21 protein-coding genes and 1 tRNA gene are annotated in these 22,710 nt (G+C 73.2%); 17 read left to right on the forward strand and 5 right to left on the reverse strand.

Annotated elements, in window-relative coordinates:
- The 10 genes from ACZ6AQ_RS21300 (at window position 1) to ACZ6AQ_RS21345 (ending at window position 9,922) form a co-directional block, all read left to right on the forward strand.
- The gene (locus tag ACZ6AQ_RS21300) at window positions 1-930 is read left to right on the forward strand and encodes an NADP-dependent oxidoreductase (protein WP_468761338.1); all 930 of its coding nucleotides are present in this window, start codon (window positions 1-3) and stop codon (window positions 928-930) included.
- A gap of 319 nt (window positions 931-1,249) precedes the next feature.
- Window positions 1,250-2,278, forward strand: coding sequence for a ScbA/BarX family gamma-butyrolactone biosynthesis protein (locus tag ACZ6AQ_RS21305; RefSeq protein WP_468761340.1), 1,029 nt, complete (start codon window positions 1,250-1,252; stop codon window positions 2,276-2,278).
- Between the two features lie 6 nt (window positions 2,279-2,284).
- Window positions 2,285-3,340 (forward strand): ketoacyl-ACP synthase III family protein, encoded by a 1,056-nt coding sequence (locus tag ACZ6AQ_RS21310; RefSeq protein WP_468761341.1) that lies wholly within the window; start codon window positions 2,285-2,287, stop codon window positions 3,338-3,340.
- A gap of 140 nt (window positions 3,341-3,480) precedes the next feature.
- Entirely contained in the window at window positions 3,481-3,720 is a 240-nt protein-coding gene (locus tag ACZ6AQ_RS21315) for an acyl carrier protein (RefSeq protein WP_388692536.1), read from the forward strand.
- Window positions 3,720-4,979: a beta-ketoacyl-[acyl-carrier-protein] synthase family protein gene (locus ACZ6AQ_RS21320; RefSeq protein WP_468761342.1), complete on the forward strand. Its 1,260-nt coding sequence runs from the start codon at window positions 3,720-3,722 to the stop codon at window positions 4,977-4,979. Before ACZ6AQ_RS21315 ends, ACZ6AQ_RS21320 begins: the two co-directional genes overlap by 1 nt.
- Complete coding sequence (locus tag ACZ6AQ_RS21325; protein ID WP_468761344.1) at window positions 4,976-5,719, forward strand: SDR family oxidoreductase; 744 nt, start codon at window positions 4,976-4,978, stop codon at window positions 5,717-5,719. Before ACZ6AQ_RS21320 ends, ACZ6AQ_RS21325 begins: the two co-directional genes overlap by 4 nt.
- A gap of 54 nt (window positions 5,720-5,773) precedes the next feature.
- Window positions 5,774-6,760, forward strand: a complete 987-nt coding sequence (locus ACZ6AQ_RS21330) for a 3-oxoacyl-ACP synthase III family protein (RefSeq protein WP_388692531.1) — start codon at window positions 5,774-5,776, stop codon at window positions 6,758-6,760.
- Between the two features lie 86 nt (window positions 6,761-6,846).
- Window positions 6,847-7,605 (forward strand): SDR family NAD(P)-dependent oxidoreductase, encoded by a 759-nt coding sequence (locus ACZ6AQ_RS21335; RefSeq protein WP_468761346.1) that lies wholly within the window; start codon window positions 6,847-6,849, stop codon window positions 7,603-7,605.
- Window positions 7,593-9,188, forward strand: coding sequence for an FAD-dependent monooxygenase (locus ACZ6AQ_RS21340; RefSeq protein WP_468761347.1), 1,596 nt, complete (start codon window positions 7,593-7,595; stop codon window positions 9,186-9,188). The genes ACZ6AQ_RS21335 and ACZ6AQ_RS21340 overlap by 13 nt, the downstream gene beginning before the upstream one ends.
- Window positions 9,185-9,922, forward strand: a complete 738-nt coding sequence (locus ACZ6AQ_RS21345; RefSeq protein ID WP_468761349.1) for an HAD family hydrolase — start codon at window positions 9,185-9,187, stop codon at window positions 9,920-9,922. Before ACZ6AQ_RS21340 ends, ACZ6AQ_RS21345 begins: the two co-directional genes overlap by 4 nt.
- 66 nt (window positions 9,923-9,988) lie before the next feature.
- On the opposite strand, the gene ACZ6AQ_RS21350 is transcribed toward ACZ6AQ_RS21345, so the two are convergent.
- On the reverse strand, window positions 9,989-10,945 hold the full coding sequence (locus ACZ6AQ_RS21350) for an aldo/keto reductase (RefSeq protein ID WP_468761350.1): 957 nt from the start codon (window positions 10,943-10,945) through the stop codon (window positions 9,989-9,991).
- A gap of 147 nt (window positions 10,946-11,092) precedes the next feature.
- Here ACZ6AQ_RS21350 and ACZ6AQ_RS21355 point away from each other — a divergent pair, with 147 nt between their 5' ends.
- From ACZ6AQ_RS21355 to ACZ6AQ_RS21370, 4 genes are all read left to right on the forward strand, one after another.
- Window positions 11,093-12,697, forward strand: coding sequence for an MFS transporter (locus ACZ6AQ_RS21355; RefSeq protein ID WP_468761352.1), 1,605 nt, complete (start codon window positions 11,093-11,095; stop codon window positions 12,695-12,697).
- Window positions 12,698-12,707: 10 nt separating this feature from the next.
- On the forward strand, window positions 12,708-13,139 hold the full coding sequence (locus tag ACZ6AQ_RS21360; RefSeq protein ID WP_468761354.1) for a hotdog fold thioesterase: 432 nt from the start codon (window positions 12,708-12,710) through the stop codon (window positions 13,137-13,139).
- A gap of 92 nt (window positions 13,140-13,231) precedes the next feature.
- Complete coding sequence (locus ACZ6AQ_RS21365; RefSeq protein ID WP_468761356.1) at window positions 13,232-13,681, forward strand: MarR family winged helix-turn-helix transcriptional regulator; 450 nt, start codon at window positions 13,232-13,234, stop codon at window positions 13,679-13,681.
- A 299-nt stretch (window positions 13,682-13,980) separates the two neighbouring features.
- Complete coding sequence (locus tag ACZ6AQ_RS21370) at window positions 13,981-14,838, forward strand: AfsR/SARP family transcriptional regulator (protein WP_468761358.1); 858 nt, start codon at window positions 13,981-13,983, stop codon at window positions 14,836-14,838.
- A 151-nt stretch (window positions 14,839-14,989) separates the two neighbouring features.
- Here ACZ6AQ_RS21370 and ACZ6AQ_RS21375 read toward each other — a convergent pair whose 3' ends face one another.
- The 3 genes from ACZ6AQ_RS21375 to ACZ6AQ_RS21385 form a co-directional block, all read right to left on the reverse strand.
- Window positions 14,990-16,045 (reverse strand): 3-oxoacyl-[acyl-carrier-protein] synthase III C-terminal domain-containing protein, encoded by a 1,056-nt coding sequence (locus tag ACZ6AQ_RS21375; RefSeq protein ID WP_468761360.1) that lies wholly within the window; start codon window positions 16,043-16,045, stop codon window positions 14,990-14,992.
- A complete protein-coding gene (locus ACZ6AQ_RS21380) occupies window positions 16,045-16,560 on the reverse strand; it encodes a cupin domain-containing protein (protein ID WP_468761362.1) in 516 nt (171 codons plus the stop codon). The genes ACZ6AQ_RS21375 and ACZ6AQ_RS21380 overlap by 1 nt, the downstream gene beginning before the upstream one ends.
- A gap of 127 nt (window positions 16,561-16,687) precedes the next feature.
- Complete coding sequence (locus ACZ6AQ_RS21385; RefSeq protein WP_468761364.1) at window positions 16,688-17,563, reverse strand: helix-turn-helix transcriptional regulator; 876 nt, start codon at window positions 17,561-17,563, stop codon at window positions 16,688-16,690.
- Between the two features lie 57 nt (window positions 17,564-17,620).
- Between ACZ6AQ_RS21385 and ACZ6AQ_RS21390 the strand changes: the two genes are divergently transcribed.
- The 3 genes from ACZ6AQ_RS21390 to ACZ6AQ_RS21400 all read left to right on the forward strand — a co-directional run bounded on the left by ACZ6AQ_RS21390 (window position 17,621) and on the right by ACZ6AQ_RS21400 (window position 20,422).
- Window positions 17,621-19,087 (forward strand): MFS transporter, encoded by a 1,467-nt coding sequence (locus ACZ6AQ_RS21390; RefSeq protein ID WP_468761366.1) that lies wholly within the window; start codon window positions 17,621-17,623, stop codon window positions 19,085-19,087.
- A gap of 42 nt (window positions 19,088-19,129) precedes the next feature.
- Window positions 19,130-20,164 (forward strand): aldo/keto reductase, encoded by a 1,035-nt coding sequence (locus ACZ6AQ_RS21395; protein WP_468761368.1) that lies wholly within the window; start codon window positions 19,130-19,132, stop codon window positions 20,162-20,164.
- A gap of 185 nt (window positions 20,165-20,349) precedes the next feature.
- Window positions 20,350-20,422: transfer RNA gene (locus tag ACZ6AQ_RS21400), tRNA-Arg, on the forward strand.
- 203 nt (window positions 20,423-20,625) lie between these two features.
- Here the strand turns inward: ACZ6AQ_RS21400 and ACZ6AQ_RS21405 are convergent.
- On the reverse strand, window positions 20,626-22,644 hold the full coding sequence (locus ACZ6AQ_RS21405; protein ID WP_468761370.1) for an MFS transporter: 2,019 nt from the start codon (window positions 22,642-22,644) through the stop codon (window positions 20,626-20,628).
- Between the last annotated feature and the right edge of the window lie 66 nt (window positions 22,645-22,710).

Consider the following 22,710-nt stretch of genomic DNA (forward strand, 5'->3'; position numbering starts at 1 on the left):
GTGAAGGCCATCGCCATCCAGCGCTACGGAGGTCCGGAGGTCCTGGAGCTCATGGACCTCCCCGAGCCGCGCCTCGGCCCGGACGTCGTGCTCGTCCGGGTGCGGTACGCCGGCGTCAACCCCGCCGACTGGAAGATCCGCGAGGGCTACATCGACGACTGGTTCGAGTCCCACTTCCCCCTGGTGATGGGCTGCGACCTGTCCGGCGTCGTCGAGCGGGTCGGTCTCGGCGTCACCGAGTTCGCCCCCGGGGACGAGGTCGTCGGCTACGTCCGCGCCGACCACATGCAGCGCGGCACGTACGGCGAACTCGTGGCCGCGCCCGTCCGGACCCTCGCGCACCGGCCCCCCTCCCTCGACGCGCGGGAGGCGGCCGGACTGCCGGCCGCCGGCCTCACCGCGTACCAGGCGCTCCGCCGCCACCTGGAGATCACCGCCGGCGACGTGCTGCTCGTCCACGCGGCGGCCGGCGGGGTCGGCTCGCTCGCCGTCCAGATCGGCCGCGCCCTCGGCGCCCGCGTCATCGGTACGGCCGGCGAGCACAACCACGACTTCCTGCGGTCGCTCGGCGCGGAGCCGGTGACCTACGGCCCCGGCCTCGCCGACCGGGTGCGCGCCGCGGCCCCGGAGGGCGTCGACGCCGTCCTCGACCTCATGGGCGGGGACACCCTGGCCGGTTCGCCGGCGCTGCTGCGGCCGGGCGGACGGCTCGCCTCCGTCTCCGGCGACGTGACGGAACTCGGCGGGCGCTACGTGTTCGTCCGCCCCGACCCGGTCGACCTGGCCGAGCTGGTGGCGATGGCGGACCGCGGCGAGGTGCGGGTCCACGTGAGCGCCGAGTTCCCGCTCGCCGAAGCGGCCCGCGCCCATGAACTCGTGCAAACCGGCCATGTGCGCGGCAAGGTCGTCCTCGCGGTCGAAACGGCTTGAAACCGCGCTTCCCGCCGACCGGAGAGCAGACGTCCGGGCTCCGTACGGGAAGCGTCCGGCCCCCTCCACCGACGAGGAGAACCACACCCCACCTGCCGAGAAAAGAAGGGCCGTCCCTGCCGGGGCGGCCCTTTTCCGTGCCCCGAGGACTCCGGGGCCACTCTTCAGCGAGTCTTCAGTGGCTCTCAAGCGGGCCCCGCGTGAGGCCCCGGTCCACCTTCCCGTCATTCGCAGATGAAACCCCAGAGGCGACTGCGAGGCTTGATTCATGCCCTCCCAGGGGCAGTTGAAGCAGACTCACGGACGAACGGAACCGGGCATGACCCTTGCTGAGCAGGAGCCGGCGGAAGCCGCCCCGGCCGCCGCACTCGCCTACCAGCGTCCTGTGGACCGCGTCCTGGTGCACCGCCGGGCCGTGATGGAGGTGTTCGTCACCGACGCCGTGCGGCACGGCGACGACGCCTTCGCCGTGGCCGTCCAGGCGCCCCGCGCACACGACTACTACAACGACCACACCCAGCGGCCCACGCTGCTCGACCCGCTGTTCCTCCTGGAGGCGGCCCGCCAGGCCGTCACCGTCGTGGCGCACCGGTGGCTGGACGTCACGTACGACACCTCCTTCCTGATCAGCGACTGGACCACCGAGTTCACCGACCTCGCGGCGCTGCGGGCCCGCGGCGACGCCCCGGACGAACTCGTCGTCGAGGTCACCGCCCGCGACCTCAAGCGGCGCGGCGCCCGGCTCCTGGCCGCCACCCTCGACTGCGCGTTCCTGGTGGGCGGCCGGCGGGCCGGGACGAGCACCGTCGTGGCCGGGTACCTCAGCCGCGACGGCTACGGCGCCCACCGGGCGAAGACCCGCGGCTCCGTCCCGCCGCTCTCCTCCGACCTGCCGGCCACCCGCACCGGCACCCCCGTCGCCCCCGCCCTGGTGGGCCGCGAGCGGACCGAGAACGTCGTCCTCACGGACGTGACGCGCGACCCCGGCGGCACGACCGCGCTGCGCGCCGTGCTCGACGTCCCCGTGCGGCACGCGGCCATGTACGACCACCCCCTGGACCACGTGCCGGCGATGGCCCTGATGGAGGCGGCGCGCCAGGCCGCGGTCCTCGCCTCGGGCGGGCCAGGCGAGCTGCGGTACGCCCGCGCCTTCGACGCCACGTTCCGCCGCTTCGTGGAACTGGACAGCCCGGTCACGGTCTCCGTCGCGCCCCGCGCCGGCGAGCGCTTCACCGTCGACTTCCTCCAGGACGGGGAGTCGCTCTGCACGGCCGAGGTACGGGTCGCGGCCCTCCCCGCGCCCGGCGCGGACGGCACCCCCGCCGCACCCGGCACGGACGGCAGGTGACGACCCGTGCGACTGGACTCCCCCCTGGGCCTCTCGGCGACGGCCTGGTACCCGGACGGCCTCCAGACGGCCGAAGAGGCCGTGGCCGCCGGTGACGTCGACGCCCGGACCGCCCGCGAACTCGGCTACACCTCCCTCCCGGTCAGCGAGGACACCGCGCCGCCGGACATGGCCGTCGAGGCCGCGAACCGGCTCTTCGAGCTCTCCGGCGCCCGGCCCGACCAGCTCTCCCTCGTCCTGCACGCGAGCGTCCACCACCAGGGCCACGACGCCTGGTCCGCCCCGCACTACATCGCCCGCAGGATCGGCGCCGACCGCGCCGTGCCGATCGGGCTGCTCCAGCAGTGCAACGGCGGCGCCATCGGCGTCGAACTGGCCGCGAGCCGGCTCCAGGGGGACCCGGCCGCCGGCCCCGCCCTGGTCACCACCGCCGACCGCTTCCTGATGCCGAGCTGGCACCGTTGGCGCAGCGACTACGGGATGGCGGCCGGCGACGCGGCCACCGCCGTCCTCGTGCACCGCACCGGTCCCGCGGCGGAACCCGGCTCGGCGCACGCCTTCCCCCCCGACCTGCTGCTGCACGCCCTCTCGACCCGGACGGCCTCCGAACTGGAGGTGATGCACCGCGGCGACGACGAACTGAACGCGACGCCGATGGGGCACGGTCCGATGATCGACGTGCGGCGCACCAAGCGCGCCTTCATCAAGGCGTACGGCGTCGAGTTCTTCGTCAAGACGGCCGCCGACCGCATCCGCGCCGTCGTCGAGGAGTGCCTGGCGGACGCCGGGCTCACCGGCGACGACCCGCGGCTGCACTACGCCGTCATCCCCCGCCTGGGCACCAAGGCGATGAACGAGGCGTACGTCCCGCCGCTGACGGAGGTCACCTCCGCGCAGGTGCTCGACCTGGGCCGGACCACCGGACACGTGGGGGCGGGCGACCTGAACGCCTCCCTCGCCGACCTGGCCCGCTCGGACCTGCTGAGGCCGGGGGCCCACGCCCTCGTGCTCAACGGTGGCGGCGGCTTCACCTTCACCGCGGCCGTGGTCAGCCGGCGCTGATCCCCGCGGCACGCCCCGCACCGAGCCACGACCCGTACCGGACCACGGCCCGTACCGGTCCCACTGATCCACACCGATCCGCATTGATCCGCACTGATCCGCACCGATCCGCACCGATCCGCATTCCAAGGAGAACCGTCATGTCCGCACACCAGGACCGTCTCTTCGCCCTCGTCTCCGAGAAGCTCGGCGTGCCCGCCGAGGAGCTCGACACCGCCTCCACCTTCGACCGCCTCGACCTGGACTCGCTCGCCCTGATCGAGCTCAGCGTCATCGTCCAGAAGGAGTTCGGCGTCCAGATCGACGAGACGGCGCTGACCCCGGAGAACACCTTCGCCGACGTCCTCGCCGAGATCGACGCCAAGGCCGCGGTGGCCTGATGAACGGCATACCGACGCAGCGCCCGGAGGGGCGCGCCAAACGCTTCGACGTGGCGGTCACCGGCGTCGGCCTGGTCACCCCGGCCGGCCTCGGCGTCGAGGCCAACTTCGCGCGGGTCTGGTCGGGCGAGTCCACCGCGGCCGTCGATCCGGACCTGGCCGGCCTGCCGGTCGACTTCGCCTGTCGCGTACCGGACTTCGACGCGGGCGCCCTGCTCGGGCGGCGCAGTGCCGTCCGCATGGACCCGATCAGCCACTTCGGCGTGGTCGCCGCCCGGCAGGCGGTCGAGGACGCCGGACTCGACCCGGCCGCCTGGGACGGCGCCCGCGTCGGCGTGGTGGTCGGCACCTCCCTCGGTGGCTGGTCCACCGTCGAGCGCGAGCACGGCAAGCACCTCGAGGACGGGCCCGGGTTCGTCTCACCGCTGCTGATGGTGATGGGCCCGGTCAACATGACCGCCGGCTACATCGCCATGGACCTCAAGGCGCTCGGCCCCAACCAGGTCGTGTCGACCGCCTGCGCCTCCGGCAACACGGCGATCGGATACGCCCGCGCGCTCCTGGAGTCCGGGGTCTGCGACGTCGTCCTGGCCGGCGGTGCCGAGGCCGCGATGTCCCCGACCGCCATGGCCAGCCTCGCCCGGGCCGGCGCGCTGTCCACCCGGCGCGACGACCCGGCGTCGGCCTCCCGCCCCTTCGACGCCGAACGCGACGGGTTCGTCGCCGGCGAGGGCGCGGCCATGCTGGTCCTGGAGCGGATGGAGGACGCGCGGGCGCGCGGCGCCCGCGTCAGGGCCCGGGTCTCCGGCTTCGGCGCCTCGGCCGACGGCCACCACGCGTCGGCGCCCGACCCGACCGGCGGCGGCGCCGAGCGGGCCGTCAGGGCCGCGCTCGCCGACGCCCTGGTCGACGTCTCCGAGGTCGACCACGTCAACGCGCACGGCACGTCGACCCCGCTCAACGACATCACCGAGGCGGGGATGCTCCGCCGGGTCTTCGGCGAGAAGCCCGCCGTCACCTCCACCAAGGGGGTCGTCGGTCACCTGCTGGGCGCCGCCGGGGCGGCCGAGGCGGTGTACACGGTGCTCGCCGTGGAGCGGCGGCTCGTCCCGCCGACGGCCAACCTGAGCAGCCTGGACCCGGGCATCGGGGTGGACGTGGTGGCCAAGGAGGCGCGGCCGATGGAGATCGGCGCGGCGGTGAACGACTCGTTCGGCTTCGGCGGCCAGAACGCGGTGATCGTGGTGACGCCGGCATGACCGCGACTCCCGGCCCCTCCGGCGGCCCGGTCCCCTCGGGCCGCTCCGTCCTCGTCACCGGCGGCAACCGCGGCATCGGTCTGGCCGTCGCCCGGTCGCTCGCCGCGCGCGGCGACCGGGTGGCCGTCACGTACCGCACCGGCGAGCCCCCGGAGGGGCTGCTCGGGGTGCGCTGCGACGTCACCGACGCGGCGCAGGTGGAACGCGCCTTCAAGGAGGTCGCGGCCGCCCACGGCGACGTGGAGGTGCTGGTCGCCAACGCCGGCGTCACCCGGGACGGGCTGCTGCTCGCCCTCGACGACGACGCCGTCGACACCGTCCTCGACACCAACCTGCGGTCGGTGATCCGGGTCGCCAGGCACGCGGCCCGGGGCATGCTCGGCGGGCGGTGGGGCCGCATGGTGCTGATCTCCTCGGCCGTCGCGTTCACCGGCTCGCCCGGCCAGACGAACTACACCGCCGCCAAGGCCGGCCTCGTCGGTCTCGCCCGCTCCCTCGCCTGGGAGCTGGGCGGCCGCGGCATCACCGTCAACGTCGTCGCCCCCGGGCTCGTCGAGACGGACATGCTGCGCGGGGTGCGGCCGGCCCGCATGGACCAGTACCTGGCGATGACGCCGCTGGGCCGGGCCGGCACCGCCGACGAGGTGGCCGCCGCCGTGCGGTTCCTCACCGGCGAGGAGTCCTCGTACGTCACCGGCGCCGTGCTGCCGGTCAGCGGTGGGCTCGGCATGGGTCACTGAGGCCCCGTGCCGCCCGCGCCCACCACCATTCACCAAGCCCAGGGAAGGTAAACCATGCCCGTCGGTGTCCTGTCGATCGGCTCCCACATCCCCGACAAGGTGGTCGACAACCAGCAGATCAGCGCCTGGACGGGGATGCCCGAGTCCTGGGTGACCGAGCGGACCGGCGTCCTCACCCGGCGGTACGCCGAGCCCGGGACGACCACGTCCGACCTGGCCCTGCACGCGGCCCGGGAGGCGCTGGAAGGCGTTCCGGACGAGGTTCGCGAGGGGCTGGGCGCGCTGATCGTGGCGACCAGCACCCCGGACGTGCCGCAGCCGTCGACCGCGGCGATCCTCCAGCACAAACTGGGGCTCTCCACCCTGCCCGCCTTCGACGTCAACGCCGTCTGCAGCGGCTTCCTCTACGGCCTCTCGGTCGCCGAGGGGCTGCTGAGGGCGGGCCGCACCGGGAAGCACGTGCTCCTGGTCGGCGCCGACATGTTCTCCACGATCATGGACAGGTCCGACCGGCGCACGGTGAGCCTGTTCGGCGACGGCGCGGGCGCGGTCCTGCTCGGCGAGGTGCCCGAGGGCTACGGCCTGCAGTCGGTGCACCTGGTCACGGACGGGGAGTTCCACCACTACGTGGGGGTGGAGGGCGGCGGCACCCGGACCCCGCTCGACGCCGAGGCCCGCGCGGCCGGCAAGCACTACTTCCGGATGGACGGCCGCGCGGTGCGCGACTACGCCCTCGCGGTGCTGGCCAAGCTGACCGCCCGGACGCTCGACGAATGCGGGCTCGCCCTGGAGGACGTCGACCGGTTCGTCTTCCACCAGGCCAACACCCGGCTCCTGGAGACCTTCGTCGCGGACGCCGGCATCGATCCCGACCGGGTCGCGTACACCGCGCCGCGGCTGGGCAACACGGTCGCCGCCTCGGTGCCGCTCACCCTGCACGCCACGCACCGGGAGCGGCCGCTGAAGCGCGGCGAGCGGATCCTGATGGCGTCGGTCGGCGGCGGCATGACCGCGGGCGCGGCCCTTCTGACCTGGTACTGACGGCCCGATCCGACGCGCCGGCACGGTTTCCGCGCCGGCGCGTCGCCCCCGTACACACACCACACGCAGCACCGGATGGAGGAGCCATGAGGCTCGACGGACAGACGGCCGTCATCACTGGCGGCACACGGGGCCTGGGGCGGGCCATCGCCGAGGCGTTCCTGGAGGAGGGCGCCTCGGTCGTGGTCGCCGCGCGCAACCCGTACGACATCGAGGAGCTCGCCGACGACCACGGCGACCGGCTGCTCTTCCACCCCACCGACGTCACCGACGAGACCTCGGTGGCCGGTCTGGTCGGGGCCGCGGCCGAGAGGTTCGGCGGCGTCGACGTCCTCGTCAACAACGCGGGGGTCAGCCGCGACGGCAAGATCGCCCGCCTGTCGGTGGACGACTGGAACACCACGCTCGCCACCAACCTGACCGGCGTCTTCCTCTGCACGCGCGCGGTGATCGCCCCGATGGCCGCCCGGCGCGAAGCGACCGGTGTCGGCGGCCGCATCATCAACGTGTCGTCCTGCGTGGCCGGCCGGGCGGCGATCGGCGCCGCCGCCTACAGCGCGAGCAAGGCCGCCGTGGAGATGTTCACCCGGACCTCCGCCGTCGAGCTCGCCCCCAAGGGCATCACCGTCAACTGCCTTTCGCCCGGCTACATCGACGAGGGCATGGGCAAGGAGCTGGCCTCCAACGAGCGCGCCTGGGAGAGCTACCGCGGCCGTCTGCTGTCGGGTCGCCTCGGCCGTCCCGCCGAGGTCGGGGCGACCGCCGTGTTCCTCGCCTCGCAGGACAGCTCGTACGTCAACGGCAGCGTGGTCGAGGTCAACGGGGGCCTGATGTGGGCGGCCTGACGGACGTACGGGCGAACCGGCCCGTCCTCGTCGTCGGCGCCGGCCCGGTCGGCCTGGTCGTCGCGTGCGAACTGCTCCAGCAGGGCGTCCCGGTGCGCGTCGTGGACGCCGGCCGCGGACACACCGCGCACTCCCGCGCGAACGTCGTCTGGCCGCGCAACCTCGAACTCCTCGACCGGATCGGGGTCACCGAGGAGCTGCTCGACACGGGCCACCGCCTCGCGGGCACCGCGTTCTACTCCCGCGGCCGCCGCCTGGCGACCGCCTGGATGAGCAGACTGCCCGACTCCCCCTACCCGTTCGCGCTCACCCTCCCGCAGAGCGACACCGAGGGGGTGCTGCGCCGGCGGCTCGCCGCCCTCGGCGGAACCGTCGAGCAGGGCGTCCGGCTCACCGCTCTCGACAACGCGGCGGACGGTCCCGCCGTCGCACTGGAGCACGAGGACGGCCGGACCGAGGAGGTGGAGCCGGCCTGGCTCGTCGGCGCGGACGGGGCGCACAGCACCGTCCGCAAGGAGCTGGGCATCGGCTACGACGGCCCGCCGGTCGACGTGTCGTTCGCGATCACCGACGCCCGGCTGACCACCACCCTCTCCGAGGACCTGTCGCACTACTGCTACGCGCCGAGCGGCGCCATGGTGCTCGGCCCGATGGGCGGCGGCGTGCACCGCATCGCGCTGAACGTGCCGCACGACGCGTACGACGAGGACAACCCGCCGCCCCGCGAGATGTTCCAGCAGGTCGTCGACGACCGGGCGGCCGGCCGCAGCCGCGTCGAGGAACTGCTGTGGAGCGGGTCCTTCCGGGTGCGGGTCAGGATCGCCTCCGCCTTCCGCAGCGGCCGCTGCTTCCTCGCGGGCGACGCCGCCCATGTGATCAGCCCGGCCGGCGGCCAGGGCATGAACACCGGCATGCAGGACGCGTTCAACCTGGCGTGGAAGCTGTCCGGCGTCCTCCGGGGGGAGTTCGGCGAGGCGATCCTCGACTCGTACGACTCCGAGCGGCGCACCGTCTCGCACGAGGTGGCCCGTTCGACGGCGCTGCTGACCAAGGCGGGCCTGGTCGACACGCCCGCGAAGGTCGCGCTGCGGGACGCCGCGTTCGCGGTGGCCGACCGGACCGGCCTCTTCCAGCGCAGGTTCGCCCCGCAGCTGAGCCAGACGGACGTCAGTTACGACGGCGACCGCCACCCCCGGATGCCGCTGCGGGTCTCGTCGGGCCCCGTCGCCGCTCCCGGCGGGCCCGCCGCCGGCCGCGGGCCCGCCGCCCCGCGGCTCGACGGCGGCGGCTGGCCGACGATCGACCGGGACCGGCACACCGTGCTGCTGTGGCCCGGTACGCGGACCCCGCCGGAGGACTGGCGGCGGACCGGCGACCGGGTCCGCCGGGAGCTTCCCGACGGCACCCCGGTCCTCGACCTGACCCGGGCCGTCCCCCGGGGCCTGGCGCGGGCGCTCGGTCCGCGGCCCGCCGTGGCGGTCGTGCGCCCGGACGGCCACCTGCTCGCGCGGATCGACCCCCGGGACCCCCGGGGCACCACACGACTGCTCACCCGAGCGGCACACCCCAGGAGCCGGTCTTGACCACGTCCCCCGTCCTCCCGTCCCTCACCACCGGCCACTCCCGTCCGGTCGTGGCGTTCTTCGACGCCGACGAGACGCTCGTCGCCATGAAGACGCCGTTCTCGCTGCTGCGGCACCGGATGAAGCGGGAGGGCGACGTCACCGGGGCCGCGTACGAGCGGCTGGTCGAGCCGCTGCGGCGGATGGCCTCGAAGGGCGTGACGCCGGTCGAGGTGGTGTCCAGGTTCTACGAGCTGTTCGCCGGCGTCCCCTGGGACGACGTGGTCGCCGAGGCGCGGGAGTGGTACGCCCATCTGCGCGAGCGCGGGGCGCCGTTCATCGAGCCGACGGTCGCGCGGCTGCGCGCCCACCAGGAGGCGGGCCACCACACCGTGGTCATCTCCGGCTCCTGGCCGGCGACGCTCCACCCGATCACCGACGACCTGGGCGTCGATCTGGTCCTGTGCACGGAACCGGAGCTGGACGCGGACCGGCGCATGACGGGGGCGATCCGGCACGCGATGTTCGGCCCGGCGAAGGCGGACGCGGTCCGGGAGGCGCTGGCGACGTTCGGCGCGGACCCGGCCGACTGCCACGCGTACGGCGACGACCCGGGGGACCTGACCATGCTGAGCATGGTGGGCCACCCGACGGTCGTCGGCGAGAACCCGCGGATGACGGCCCACGCGGCCGAGCGGGGCTGGCCGGTCCTCCCGGCCACCCTGACGGCCGGGACGCACCGCCAGCCGGTGTAGCCGCCGGACGGACGCGAAGGGGCGCCGCGGACGGGGCGCCCCTTCGGTACGTGCCGCGCGGAGGGGTCAGCGGGCGCCGACCGCCTCCGGCAGGTCGTCCAGCGCGGCGAGGGCGCCGGGCGGGAGGACCAGGGAGCCGGCCTCCACGTTGTCCTCCAGGTAGCGGAGGGTCTTGGTGCCGGGGATGACGCCCACGTGCTCGCCCTGGGCCAGCACCCACGCGATCGCCACCTGGGCGGTGGTCGCGCCGAGTTCGTCGGCCAGGAACCGCACCCGGTCGACGAGGGCCTGGTTGGCGCTGATGGCCTCGGGCTGGAACCGGGGGATCCGGTGCCGGCCGTCCACCTCCGGCAGGTCCCGCGGGCTGCTGATGAGGCCGGACAGGAAGCCGCGGCCGAGCGGGGCGAACGCGACGAACGCGATGCCCTCGCGTCCGCAGTGGTCCACCACGCCGTCCTTCAGGGCCTCCCGGCTCCACAGCGACAGCTCGCTCTGCACGGACGCGACCGGGTGGACCGCGTGCGCCCGGCGGATCTCCTCCACCGACGCCTCGGAGAGCCCGAGGGCGCCGAGCTTGCCCTCCGCGACCAGCTCCGCGAGCGCGCCCCAGCTCTCCTCGACCGGCACCCCGGGGTCGACGCGGTGCAGCTGGTAGAGGTCGATGTGGTCCACGCCGAGCCGCTCCAGGCTCGCGTCGACGGCGGCGCGCAGGTACTCCGGCCGGCCGTCCCGGTGGCTCCTGTAGGTGGCCGGGTCGTCCACGACGAGCCCGCCCTTGGTGGCGAGCAGCGCCCTGTCGCGGTGGCCCCGCAGCGCCTTGCCGACCAGCAGTTCGTTGGTGAACGGGCCGTACTGGTCGGCCGTGTCGATCAGGTCGACGCCGAGGTCGAGCGCGTGCCGTACGACCGCGATGGACTCGCTCTCGTCCCGGCCCAGCTCGTCGTACCCCCACGACATGCCCATGCAGCCGAGGCCGACGGCCGCGAAGCTCCGCCGTGAACCGCCCAGTTGGATCCTGCGCATGTGCGTGCGCACCGCCTCTCCCGTGTGTGCCCGCGAGGGCCGTCCACTCGATCCGTGAGACAGTCCCTCGCCTTCAGACAGAACTCTGCCATACGACATTGACATCGCATAGGTTGAGACTCCTAATCTATGCCAGGGTTCTTACACATGCCTGACAACGAACAGAACAGAACAGGGGTGATTCCCGTGTCCACCGGCAACCCGCGGGCGACTCTCGCCGCGGCGTGCGTCGTCGGCCCGCTGATGACCTTGGTGGTGACCGGCCCGTCCGTGGCCGTGCCCGACATCGGCGCCGACCTGCACAGCTCTCTCGCCGCCGCCCAGTGGGTGGTCGACGGCTACATGCTGACCGCGTCCAGCAGCCTCGCGGCGATGGGTTCGCTCGCCGACCGCGTGGGCCACCGCAGGATGTTCACCTGGGGCATGGCCTTCTTCGCGTTCTGGATGACCGTCTCCGGCCTCTCCGACAGCATCCTGCTGCTCGACGTCTCGCGCGCCGTCTCCGGCTTCGGCAGCGGCGCGGCGCTCGCCTCCATCACCGCGATCGTGGCCCAGGCGTTCGACGGCCCGGCCCGCGCGAAGGCGTTCGGCCTGTTCGGCACCTTCCTGGGAGCGGGCCTCGCGTTCGGCCCGATGTTCGGCGGCGTCCTGGTCAACCTGTGGGGCTGGCGCTCGGTGTTCCTCGTGCTCGCCGGGGTCGCCGCGCTCGTCCTGCTGAGCACCCCGCTGCTGCCCCGCACGGAGCCGAACCGCGGGCCCCGCTTCGACTGGGCCGGCACCTTCGCCTTCGGCCTCGGCATCGCCCTCTTCGTCCTCGCCCTGGTGGAGGGGCCGGGCCGCGGCTGGACCGACCCGATCGTGCTCGCCCCGGCCGTCGGCTGCCTGCTCCTGCTCGCCGTCTTCGTGGTGGTGGAACGGCGCTCCGAGCACCCCATGTTCGACCTGGGCCTCTTCGCCCGCCCGCAGTTCCTCGCCGTCTGCCTGGTCCCGCTGGTGCTGGCGTTCAGCTTCGTCGCGCTCGTCATCGTGCTGCCGCCGTACCTGACCTCCACGAGCGGCCTGTCGGCCGTCCGGATCGGTCTGGTCCTGCTGCTGCTGACCGGCCCCTCGCTGGTGATGCCCGCCCTGACCGGCATGGCCGCGCAGAAGGTCTCCCAGCGCGTCCTGTTCGTCGTGCTGCTCGCCTTCTCGGCCGTCGGCGCCGCCTGGCTGACCCTGGTCGAACCGGGCGCCCCGGCCCCCGCCCTGGCCGGCCCGCTGCTCTTCCTGGGCATCGGCTACGGCATCTCGCTGGGCATCCTGGACGGCGCGGCCGTGTCGGCCGTCGAGCCGGAGCGGATGGGCATGGCCGCCGGCATGTTCAACACGGTGCGGCTCACCTCGGACGCGGTCTCCATGGCCGGTCTCGGCGCCCTGGTCACGGCGCTCACCAGGAGCGCCCTCGACGAGGACGCCGTCTCCGCCTTCCGGGGCGGTGCCGACGCGCTGACCTCGCGCGCCCTCCAGGGCGGTCTGACCGAGGCCGCCGGGACGCTGCCCGCGGGCGGGGTCCGGGACCGGGCGGTGACCGCGATGGCCGACGCCTACGCCTCCGGCCTGCACACCACGATGTGGATCGTCGCGGCGGCCTGCGTGGTCACCGCCGTGGTCGTCGGCAGCCTGCTGAAGGGCGGCGGGGCGGCGGCCGGCGACAAGGCCGGTGCCGTCGGCGAGCCGTCCGCGGCGTCGCCCGAGCCCGCCTCCGCGCACTGAGGGGGCGGGCATGACACAGACCGCCCTCGGTCCCGTCGAGGTCCTGTCCCCCTACGCCGACGAGCAGCTGGTGGAGCGGCTCGGCATCGAGATCGAGGTCTGCGGGCCGGACCTCGTGATCGGCACCATGCCGGTGGCGGGCAACCGCCAGCCGATCGGCCTGCTGCACGGCGGGGCCAACGCCGTGCTGGCCGAGACGCTCGGTTCGCTCGCGGCCTGGACGCACGCGGGCGCCGACCGGATCATCGTCGGCCAGGAACTGTCCTGCACCCACCACGGCGGGGCGCGGTCGGGCCGGGTCACCGGCGAGTGCCGTCCGCTGCACGTGGGCACGCACACCGCCACGTACGAGATCGTCATCCGCGACGAACGGGGCCGACGCACCTGCACCGCCCGGCTGACCTGCGCGATCCCGCCGGCCAGGCGTCGGCCGAGCCGGTGACCGGACGCTCCCCGGGAAACGACGGCCGGCCGGCCCGGCGGAGACAATACGCGTCTACTGCTTCGTCCTCTGTCGTATGCAAGACTGTTGACATGGCGAAGACGACGACGGAGACGGTCGCCGCGGGACGGCTCGGGCACACGATCAAGAGGGCCGAGCAGGCTCTGATCGGGCGCAAGACGGACGCGCTGCGGGAATTCGGCCTGACGGTTCCCCAGTACTCGGTCCTGCTGCTGCTGTCGGTGTCGGACGGCATGTCCGCGGCGCAGCTGGCGCGCGAGTGCATGGTCACGCCGCAGACGATGGCGACGGTCCTGGCCAACCTGGAGAAGGCCGACCTGGTGTTCCGGGAACCCTCGGAGCTGCACCAGAAGGTCGTGGTCAACCGGGCGACCCGGGCGGGCCGCGCCATCGCGAAGAAGGCCGACAAGGCGGCCCTCCACGTCGAGGGGACGCTGGGCGCCGCGTTCACGCCCGAGGAGAGGGCCCTGTTCGAGGAGTACCTGGAGCGGGCCATCGCCGTCCTGGGCACCATGAAATAACCTCCCGGTTATTCCGGGAACGTGGGAAAACCACGTCGAATTTCGCTCGCCGGCGAAATTCGACGTGGTTTTCTTTTTGCCCTCGGAGGCGGCAGGTAACAAAGAGGACTCCGGCTCGTAAACACTCCGTACGAAGATCAACTGGAAGCGATTTTCGGCCAGGTCCCTGCTAGGCTGACCCCGTGACTCGTGCCAGGTACACACACCCGGACGAGAGGTGGAATGTTCAATCACTTCACCGCAGAGTGTGATGGATGTACCAATAAGGGGGAATGGTGCAGATTCATGTCCTGGGGCCGATGAACGTATTCGGCGACGACCTGGAACCAGTGGCGCTGGCGCCCAAGCCGCGTCGTCTGCTCGCCTTACTCGCTGTCAACGCCGACAGCGCGGTATCGGTCGGTTCGCTCGTGCGGGAGCTGTGGGGGAACAGTCCCCCTCGTACGGCCACCGCAACGATTCAGACATATATCGGGCAGGTCCGCCGCATCCTCGCGGAAGCCCTCAAGAAGAGCGTCAACGAAATAGCCGAAGAAATCCTCGTCACCGAGGGCAGCAGTTACGTGCTGTCCACGCGGAGGGTCGCACTCGACATCACGGAATACGAGATGCTGGCCGCCGCCGGGAACGCGGCGGTCCAGCGCGGCGAATTCGTCGAGGGGTCCGATCTGCTCCACCAGGCCGTGGCGCTGTGGCGCGGCCCGGCGCTCGTCAACGTGGAGGCCGGCGAACTGCTCGGTGCCCGGATCGTCCATCTGGACGAGTCCCTCCTGTGCACGCTGGAGCACCGGATCTACGCCGACCTCCAGCGCGGCGCGCACCACACCCTGGTTCCGGAGCTGACCGAGCTCACCGCCCGGCACCCGCTCCACGAGAACTTCCACCGCCACCTGATGCTCGCGCTCTACCGCTGCGGCCGGCGGGCCGAGTCGCTCGCCGTGATGCGGCGGCTGCGGGCCCGGCTGGTGGAGGAACTGGGCCTGGAGCCGTCGCCGTTCCTGGTCCAGATGGAGCAGGACATCCTGCGCGGCGAGCCGTCGCTCGACACGCACCGGTTCCGGTCGGCCGACCGGACCACCGTCGTACGGCAGCAGAACCGCCGGATCGTGGGCGGTACGGTGCGCAGCCTGGCGCCGGCGCTGCGCGCGACCGGCTGAACCGGGCCGGCGGCACGCGACGGAACGCCCGGCCGGGATCTCCCGGCCGGGCGTTCCGCCCGGGCGGCCCTCCCGGGGCCGGCCCGCCTCCCCGGCGTCCGCGCCGGGGAGTGCGCGACTGGGGTGCGCGACGGGGGCGTGCGACGCCCGCTCAGACCCCGCCGACCAGCAGGCACGACCAGGTGAACCCGGCCCCGGCACTGACCACCAGCGCGTACTCGCCGGGGCCCAGCATCCGCCGGGCGTGCAGCTCCGCGAGGCTGGCCGCGGCGTCACCGGCTCCCAGGTGCCCGGTGTCGGCGCCGGGCCGCAGCAGCTCGGCACCGCCGATCCCGGACAGCAGCGGCGCGTAGGCCAGGTCGACGGTCTTGCGGCCGAGCCGCGGCGCCACCACGTAGCGCAGTGGCCTGTCGCCTCCCGCGGACGGCCCCCCGGACAGCCCCGCGTCCGTCAGGCACGCCTCCACCGCCGTCCGCAGCGACGCGGTGCTCGCCTCGGTGAACGCCTCCATGCCCTCGGCCCGGAGGAACGCCTTCTTGGTCCGGCGGATGTCGATCTTCGGCCCGAGGGAGCGGGCGGCCGGGCCGAACGGGTCGTCGCCGCGGTGCATGCGCTCCAGCCGGGGCGCGGCGACCGTGGCGATCGCGTGCAGGACCAGGTCGGCCGGCCGGCCGCCCCCGCCCTCCGGCAGGTGGTGCAGGACGAGGGCGGTGGCCCCGTCTCCGTACCCGATGCCGTAGTCCCCGCTCCAGCGGTCGAAGCCGGGCTCCGGGAAGGCGTCGGCGGTGGTCACCAGGGCGTGCCCGAGGCCGGGCTCGACGAAGAGGCGGGAGGCGGCCAGCTCCACGGCCGCCGCGCCGCCGTTGCAGACCTGCTGGACGCCGAGGGGCACGGCGCCGTCGGCGCCCAGCCGGTCGGCGACGAAGTGCGCGGGGGACCACAGGTCGTGCCCCTGGTAATGGATCCAGGCGTGCAGCAGGAGCCCCACGGCACCGGGGTCGACCCCGGCCGCGGAGAGGGCCTCCCGGCCGGCCTCGACTGCCATCTCGGGCGGCGCCAGGCCGGCCACCGGCAGTCCGGTGTAACCGAGTTCGTCGGCGGTCTCGGCGTCGACCAGGCCGCGTGCGACCGCCTCGGCCCCGCTCTGCCGGTCCGGGGGCAGCCAGAGCGAGGGGCCCGAGATGCCCAGAGGTCTCGGCAGACGCATCACTCGGCCCCGGCGGCCGTGCTCTTCGAGGCCATCGCGTCGACGTCGCAGCCCGGGTCCGGAGCGGGCGTGGTCGGCCCGGTCGCCGTGGTGGGGACGATGTCGACGACGTACAGCTCGACCGGCTCGGTGCCCCTGTTGACGCCCATGTGCACGGTGGTCGGGCCGACGGGCTCCACGAGCGATTCGCCCGGACCGTACTCCTTCACCGAGCAGTCCGAGCCGTCGATCCGGGTGAACGTACCGGAGTTGATGACGGCGATCTCCTCGCCCACGTGGTAGTGCCAGCCGGTGGAGGCGCCCGGCTGCACGACCGCCTTGCGGTAGAGGACCTTGCGGCCGTCCTGCGCCTTGATCCTGAAGGGCGCCGAGGTGACGCCCTGGCTCAGGGTGACCGAGCTGACCGGGGGGACGTCGGCCGCGACGTCGGCCCGGGCGGGCTGGGTGGCGAATCCGACGCCGAGCGCCACCGCCGCGGCGGCGCCGACGGTGATGAACCTGTTCTTCTTGACCACGGGAAGTCCTCCGCTCACGGGAACCGAACGCAGCCATGTGTATCAGAGCATTGGCATGAAAACGTGCCCTGTCGTGACTTCCCGTACGGTCCTTGAGCCGGTCTTCAGTCGTCCTCGTGCGAGCCGCTCACCCCACCTCGACCAGCGAGATCCTGCCCTTCCGCTCGTCCCGCCCCAGCAGCTCCACGACCTTCTCGCGGGTCTCCGTACCGGGCCGCGCCGTGTGCAGCATCAGCCGGATGCCCGGCCTGTCCGGGATCTCGAGCACCGAGTGGTCGAAGATCATGAACCCCGCGCGCGGATGGTCGATCGCCTTCGTGCCCTGGTTCTTCGCCGTGAGCTCGTACCGGGACCACAGCTCCGCGAACTCCTCGCTCTCCTCCGTCAGCCTCCGCGAGATCGACGCGAACCGCGCCTCCTCCGGGTAACGGGCGGCGTCCCTGCGGAACTCGGACACCAGCCCCGGGGCGACCTCCGCCCAGTACCGGTGGCGCGCCCGGAACACCGGGTTGGTGAAGAAGGAGACCAGGCAGTTGGTGTCCCGCTCGCCGAACCCGAAGACGAGGCCGGCCGCGCGATTGAGCTCCACGATGTCCCAGCACCGGTCGATCACGTACGCCGGGCTCGGCATCCAGCCCTCCACGAGGGACGTCAGCTGCGCCGTGTCCGCGAGGTCGTCCGCCGCGCGCTGCGGCGGGTTCATCCCCACCAGCCGGTACAGGTGGTCCCGTTCCACGGCGTCCAGCAGCAGCGTCCGGCTGATCGCGTCCACGACCTGCTCCGACACCTTGATGTCGCGGCCCTGTTCGAGCCACGTGTACCAGGAGGCGCCGATGCCGGCCAGCATCGCGACCTCCTCCCGGCGCAACCCCGGCGTGCGCCGGCGCGCACCGGGCGGAATTCCCACGTCCTCGGGCTTGAGCCGTTCCCGGCGGGTGCGCAGGAAGTGCTTGAGCTCCTCGCGTCGACGGGGCTCCCGCACTGCGTTGAGGCTGGTGGTCATGGACCCAGGATATCTTCGGGCTCCCCACAGCATGCCGTCTTTTGCCAGCCTTCTGCCATGACTCAAGACTCAGCCACTCAGCGGACGGACAAGGTGCCGTTCACCACCCGTCAGTGGCTCATCATCGCCCTGCTGTGCGGCGCGCAGTTCATGCTCGCCCTCGACTTCTCCATCCTCAGCGTCGCGCTCCCCGTCCTCGGCGAGGACCTCGGCTTCGAACTGAGCGACCTGCAGTGGGTGGTCACCGCGTTCGCCCTGCCGTCCGGCGGCCTGCTGCTGCTCTTCGGCCGGGCCGCCGACCTCTACGGCCGCCGCAACTGGTTCGTCGCCGGCATGGTCCTCTTCACGATCGCCTCCCTCGCCGGCAGCCTCGCCCCCACCCCCGGCTTCCTGCTCGCGGCCCGCGCCGCCCAGGGCGTCGCGGCCGCCATGCTCACCCCGGCGGCGATGTCCCTGCTCACCACCAGCTTCGCCGAGGGCTCCCAGCGCGACCGCGCGCTCGGCATCAACGGCGCCCTGCTGTCGCTCGGCTTCCTGTCCGGCGTGGTCCTCGGCGGAGTCATCACCGACCTCACCAGCTGGCGCGTGACGCTCTTCATCAGCGTCCCGGTCGGCGTCGTCGCCGCCGTCGCCGCCCCGATCCTCATCAAGGAGAGCCGCAACGAGGAGACCCCGAAGCTGGACCTCCTCGGCGCCGTCACCGTCACCGGCGGTCTCCTCTCGGTGATCTTCGGCATCACCTCGGCCGAGCGCAACGGCTGGAGCTCCACGGTCACCCTGCTCTCCCTCGCCGCCGGACTCGTGCTCCTCGTCGCCTTCTTCGCCGTCGAGTCGCGGGTCGCCACCCCCCTCGTCGACCTGAAGGTGCTGCGCCGCCGCACCGTCAGCTGGGGCAACACCACCGGCCTGATCACCTTCGCGATGATGACCGGCATGGTCTTCCTGCTGACCCTGTACATGCAGCAGGTACGCGGGATGAGCCCGCTCAACGCCGGCTTCACCTTCGCCTCCCTCGGCGTCGCGGCCGTCCTCGGCGGCGCCTTCGCCGCCCGGATCATCGGCGCGATCGGCGTCCACCGCGCCCTCGTTCACGGCCTGCTCCTCCAGGCCGCCAGCACGGCCGCCCTCTTCTTCCTCGACGCCGCGGGCAACATGCCGCTGCTCCTCGTCGCCACCGCCACCGGCGGGTTCGGCCACCTCCTCGCGGTCGTCGGCTACATGATCACCGCCACCTCGGGCCTGCCGGACCGCGAGCAGGGCCTGGCCACCGGCCTCGCCTACACGGGCCAGCAGCTCGGCGTCACCGTCGGCACCCCGGTCCTCGCCACCGTCGCCGCGGCCGGCATCGACTCCGCGGGCGGCAGCGGCCCCTCCGCCGTCCTGAACGGCGTACAGAACGGCCTGCTGGTCGCCGCCGGCGCGCTGCTCCTCGCGGGCCTCGCCGCCCTCGCCCTCCTGCGTCCCGGCCGGGCCGGGGCGAAGGCCCCGGCGGCCGACCACCAGGTCCCCGCCGAGGCGCACTGAGCGACCGCGGAACACACGGAGAGACTGAGGGAAACGATCCACATGCGCATGCGCTACCTGGGCCGCACCGGCCTCCAGGTCTCCGAGATCTGTCTCGGCACCATGACCTTCGGCGGCCGCCACGGATTCCAGCACATGGGGCAGCTCAACACCATCGAGGCCCGGCGGCTCGTCCACGCGAGCATGGACGCGGGCGTCAACTTCTTCGACACCGCCGACATGTACTCCGCCGGACAGTCCGAGGAGGTCCTCGGCGCCGCCCTCGGCCCCCGCCGCGACGACGTGGTCATCGCGACGAAGGTGCGCTGGCAGATGCCGGACGGCAAGGGGGGCCCGAACGACCGCGGCCTGTCCCGGCACCACATCGTGCGCTCGGTGGAGGCCAGCCTCCGCCGGCTGGGCACCGACCACATCGACCTCTACCAGACGCACGGCTGGGACGGCCGCACCCCGTGGGAGGAGACCCTGCGGGCCCTGGACGACCTCGTCCGGGCGGGCAAGGTCCGCTACATCGGCGCGTCCAACCTGACGTCCTGGCAGCTCACCCGCGCCCTCGCCACCAGCGAGCGGGCCGGTCTGGAGCGTTTCGCCTCGCACCAGATCCAGTACAACCTGGCCGCCCGCGAGGTCGAGTGGGAACTGCTGCCCATGGCCGAGGCCGAAGGCGTGGGCGTCATGGTGTGGAGCCCGCTCGCCGGCGGCCTGCTCAGCGGCCACCAGGAGCGGGGCGCCACACCGCCTCCGGGCACGCGGCGGGCGGTGGGCTGGTTCGAGCCCGTGAACCCCGGGCTCGCCTTCGACACCGTCGACGTGCTGCGCCGGATCGCACGGGAACGGGAGGTGAGCCCGGCCCAGGTGGCACTGCGCTGGGCGCTGGACGGAAGGGGCGTCACCTCCGTGGTCATCGGCGCCCGCAACGAACAGCAGCTCGCCGACAACCTGGCCGCGACGACCTGGTCACTGACCCCCGAGGAGCGCGCAGCCCTCGACGAGGTCAGCTCCTCGCCGCTGCCCTACCCGTACTGGCACCAGGACTACTGCGACGCGGACCGCGTCCGGGAGCCGGAGGAGAGCTGACGGCGCCGGGGGCCGGGCACCGCCCGCCGGAGGACCGACGGGCGACCACGGGCGGCCCTACGCCCGCACGCCTCACCCGCTACACTGACGGCGGTGCGCCAGACCACCGGCGCACCGCCGGGTCGGTGGCCCGTGTCCGGTATCGCGGCTTTCCTCGCGGTTCCCGCGCGTTTCCACGGATCCCCGCCTTCGTAGCTCAGGGGATAGAGCACCGCTCTCCTAAAGCGGGTGTCGCAGGTTCGAATCCTGCCGGGGGCACAGCACATCACGCTCTGACCTGGGGTTCTTCCTCCCGGGAAGGGGCCCGCTTCGGCCTCGGACGTCTCGTCCGGGGCCGTTGGCGCAGGGGGGCGGAGGTCGTGGACCCCTAAATGCCCCCTCAACGATCAGTGCCGTCCGGCGCGTGGGGCCCCGGGCGTCCGGGTCGCACGCACGCCGGCCGGGGCCCTCCGCACAAGGGCTCAGTGCCGCAGTTCCTCCGGGCACGCCGTCCCCCGGGAGAGCTTGTACGGGGCGGCCAGGCGGTAGACGCCCGCCTTGGGGGCGACGAGTTGCGTCCATTCGTCGCCCTCCCTGTCCGCCTCGGTCCTGAACAGGCAGCCCTCCTTGTTGGCGAAGACCTTGGGCAGCTCCGTCTCCGACGTCTCGCGGGCCAGTTTCGACGCCTCCGTCTCCTGCGGCGGCTCGATCTTGGCGCCGTGTTCGTCCACGAGGGCGAGCCACGGCGAGTACGGGACGCGGATGAGGACCCGGCCGGGCCTGTCGACCCGGATCACGACCTCGTTCGCCGCGGCGCTCTCCACCCGGGCGGGCGGGTCCGCCAGCGGGGTCGGGTTCTCGACCTCGTACAGGCGCCAGTTCTCGTCCGACCACACCTGGTTCAGGTACGGCAGGCCCTTGCGGACCAGCTCCGCCTCCTGCTCGGCGCCGGAATCGGGGGCGCCGGTCGGCAGGACCACGAAGTGGACGGCCCAGCGGTCGAGCCAGTCCTCGTAGTTCACGGCGTCGAGGGTGTCGTCGTAGAAGAGCGGGTTGCGCTCCATGTCGGCCTGCCGGTTCCAGCCCCGCGCCAGGTTGATGTACGGGCTGAGCGCGGAGGACTCGCGGTGGCTGGAGGCCGGCACGACCTCGACCCGCGCCTTGCCCGCGCCCCGTACCTGGAGCTGGTTCACGAGCGGTGCCAGCTCGCGCGCCCAGGAGGCGTCCGGGGCGGTGCGGATGACGTCGTCGACGCCCTTGAAGCCGATCCAGAAGTTCAGCCCGGCGAAGGCGAGCAGCAGCGCGTACCAGCGGCGCGAGCGCGGCGCGGTGTACGGCAGGGCGGCGAGCAGCACGACCCCGGCGAAGAGCATCGGCAGCCGCGAGATGTTCGAGCCGATCTGCGAGTCGATCGCCCAGGTGAGGAAGGTCCCCACGGTGTACACGGCGGCGGCGGTGCGGACCGTCCGCCAGTCCTTCGGCACGAGGAGGAGGACCAGGACCCCGAAGAGCATCGGCAGCGCGGCCGATCCGAAGGCCATCGGCTGGGTGCCCGAGAAGGGGAAGAGCCAGGAGGAGAGGGCGACCACGGCCACCGGGGCGAGGCCGAGGGCGTACGCGCCGGGGCGCCGCTTGTTGAGGAAGAGCGCCGCCGCCGCCACCCCGAGGAAGAGTCCGGCGACCGGGCTGCACGCGGTCGCGAGGCCGGCGAGGGGGGCGGCGACCGCGGCCTTGGCCCAGCGCTTGCGGCGCCAGCGGTGGGGCCAGCAGAAGACGGCCGCGACCGCGCCGAGCGCGAACATCATGCCGAGGCCGAAGGTCACCCGGCCCGACAGGGCGTTGCAGAGGAAGGCGAAGACGCCCGCGACCGCGCAGGCCATCGGGTTGCGGACCGCCCGCACCCGCACCAGGATCAGCGCGGTCAGCGCGGCCGACAGGGTGCCCGCGATCATCATCGTGCTGCGGACGCCGAGCACCGACATCAGGTAGGGCGAGACGACGCTGTACGAGACCGGGTGCATCCCGCCGTACCAGGCCAGGTTGTACGCCGAGTCCGGGTGCCGGCCGACGAACTCGGCCCAGGCGTCCTGCGCGGCCAGGTCCCCGCCGCTGTTGGCGAAGAAGAAGAACCAGAGGACATGGGTGAGCGCGGCGAGGCCCGTGGCCGCCATGACGGTGTGACGGCGCTTGCGCCGGGGGGCCGGGGCGGACGGCTCCGAGGAGGTCCGCTGGGCCGGTAGCGGTATTCGCGAGAGCAATTTTACTCCCGATGGGTCACCGGGGAGGGGGGTGTCCCCGGCCGGGACGCCCGCCCCCGTACGGGAGGGGGCGGTCCGGTCCGTACGGGGCGGGGCCGTCCGGTCCGTACGGGCCGGGTCCGGAAGCGCCGGGTCCGGGCCGGGCGGGGCGCCGGGGCCGGGTTCCGTGCCGGGGAGGGTTCCTGGCAGGACGCCGGAAGGCGGTTCCGCGCGGTCGGCGCGTGTCGGCTCGGCGGTGGTCACTGCGGCCCCTTCCGTACGTCCCTCTCGCACGGCGCGGGGATCACGCGTGCTTCTCGTCCCCCGGAA

It is taken from the genome of Streptomyces sp. NPDC041191 (genome assembly GCF_055591945.1).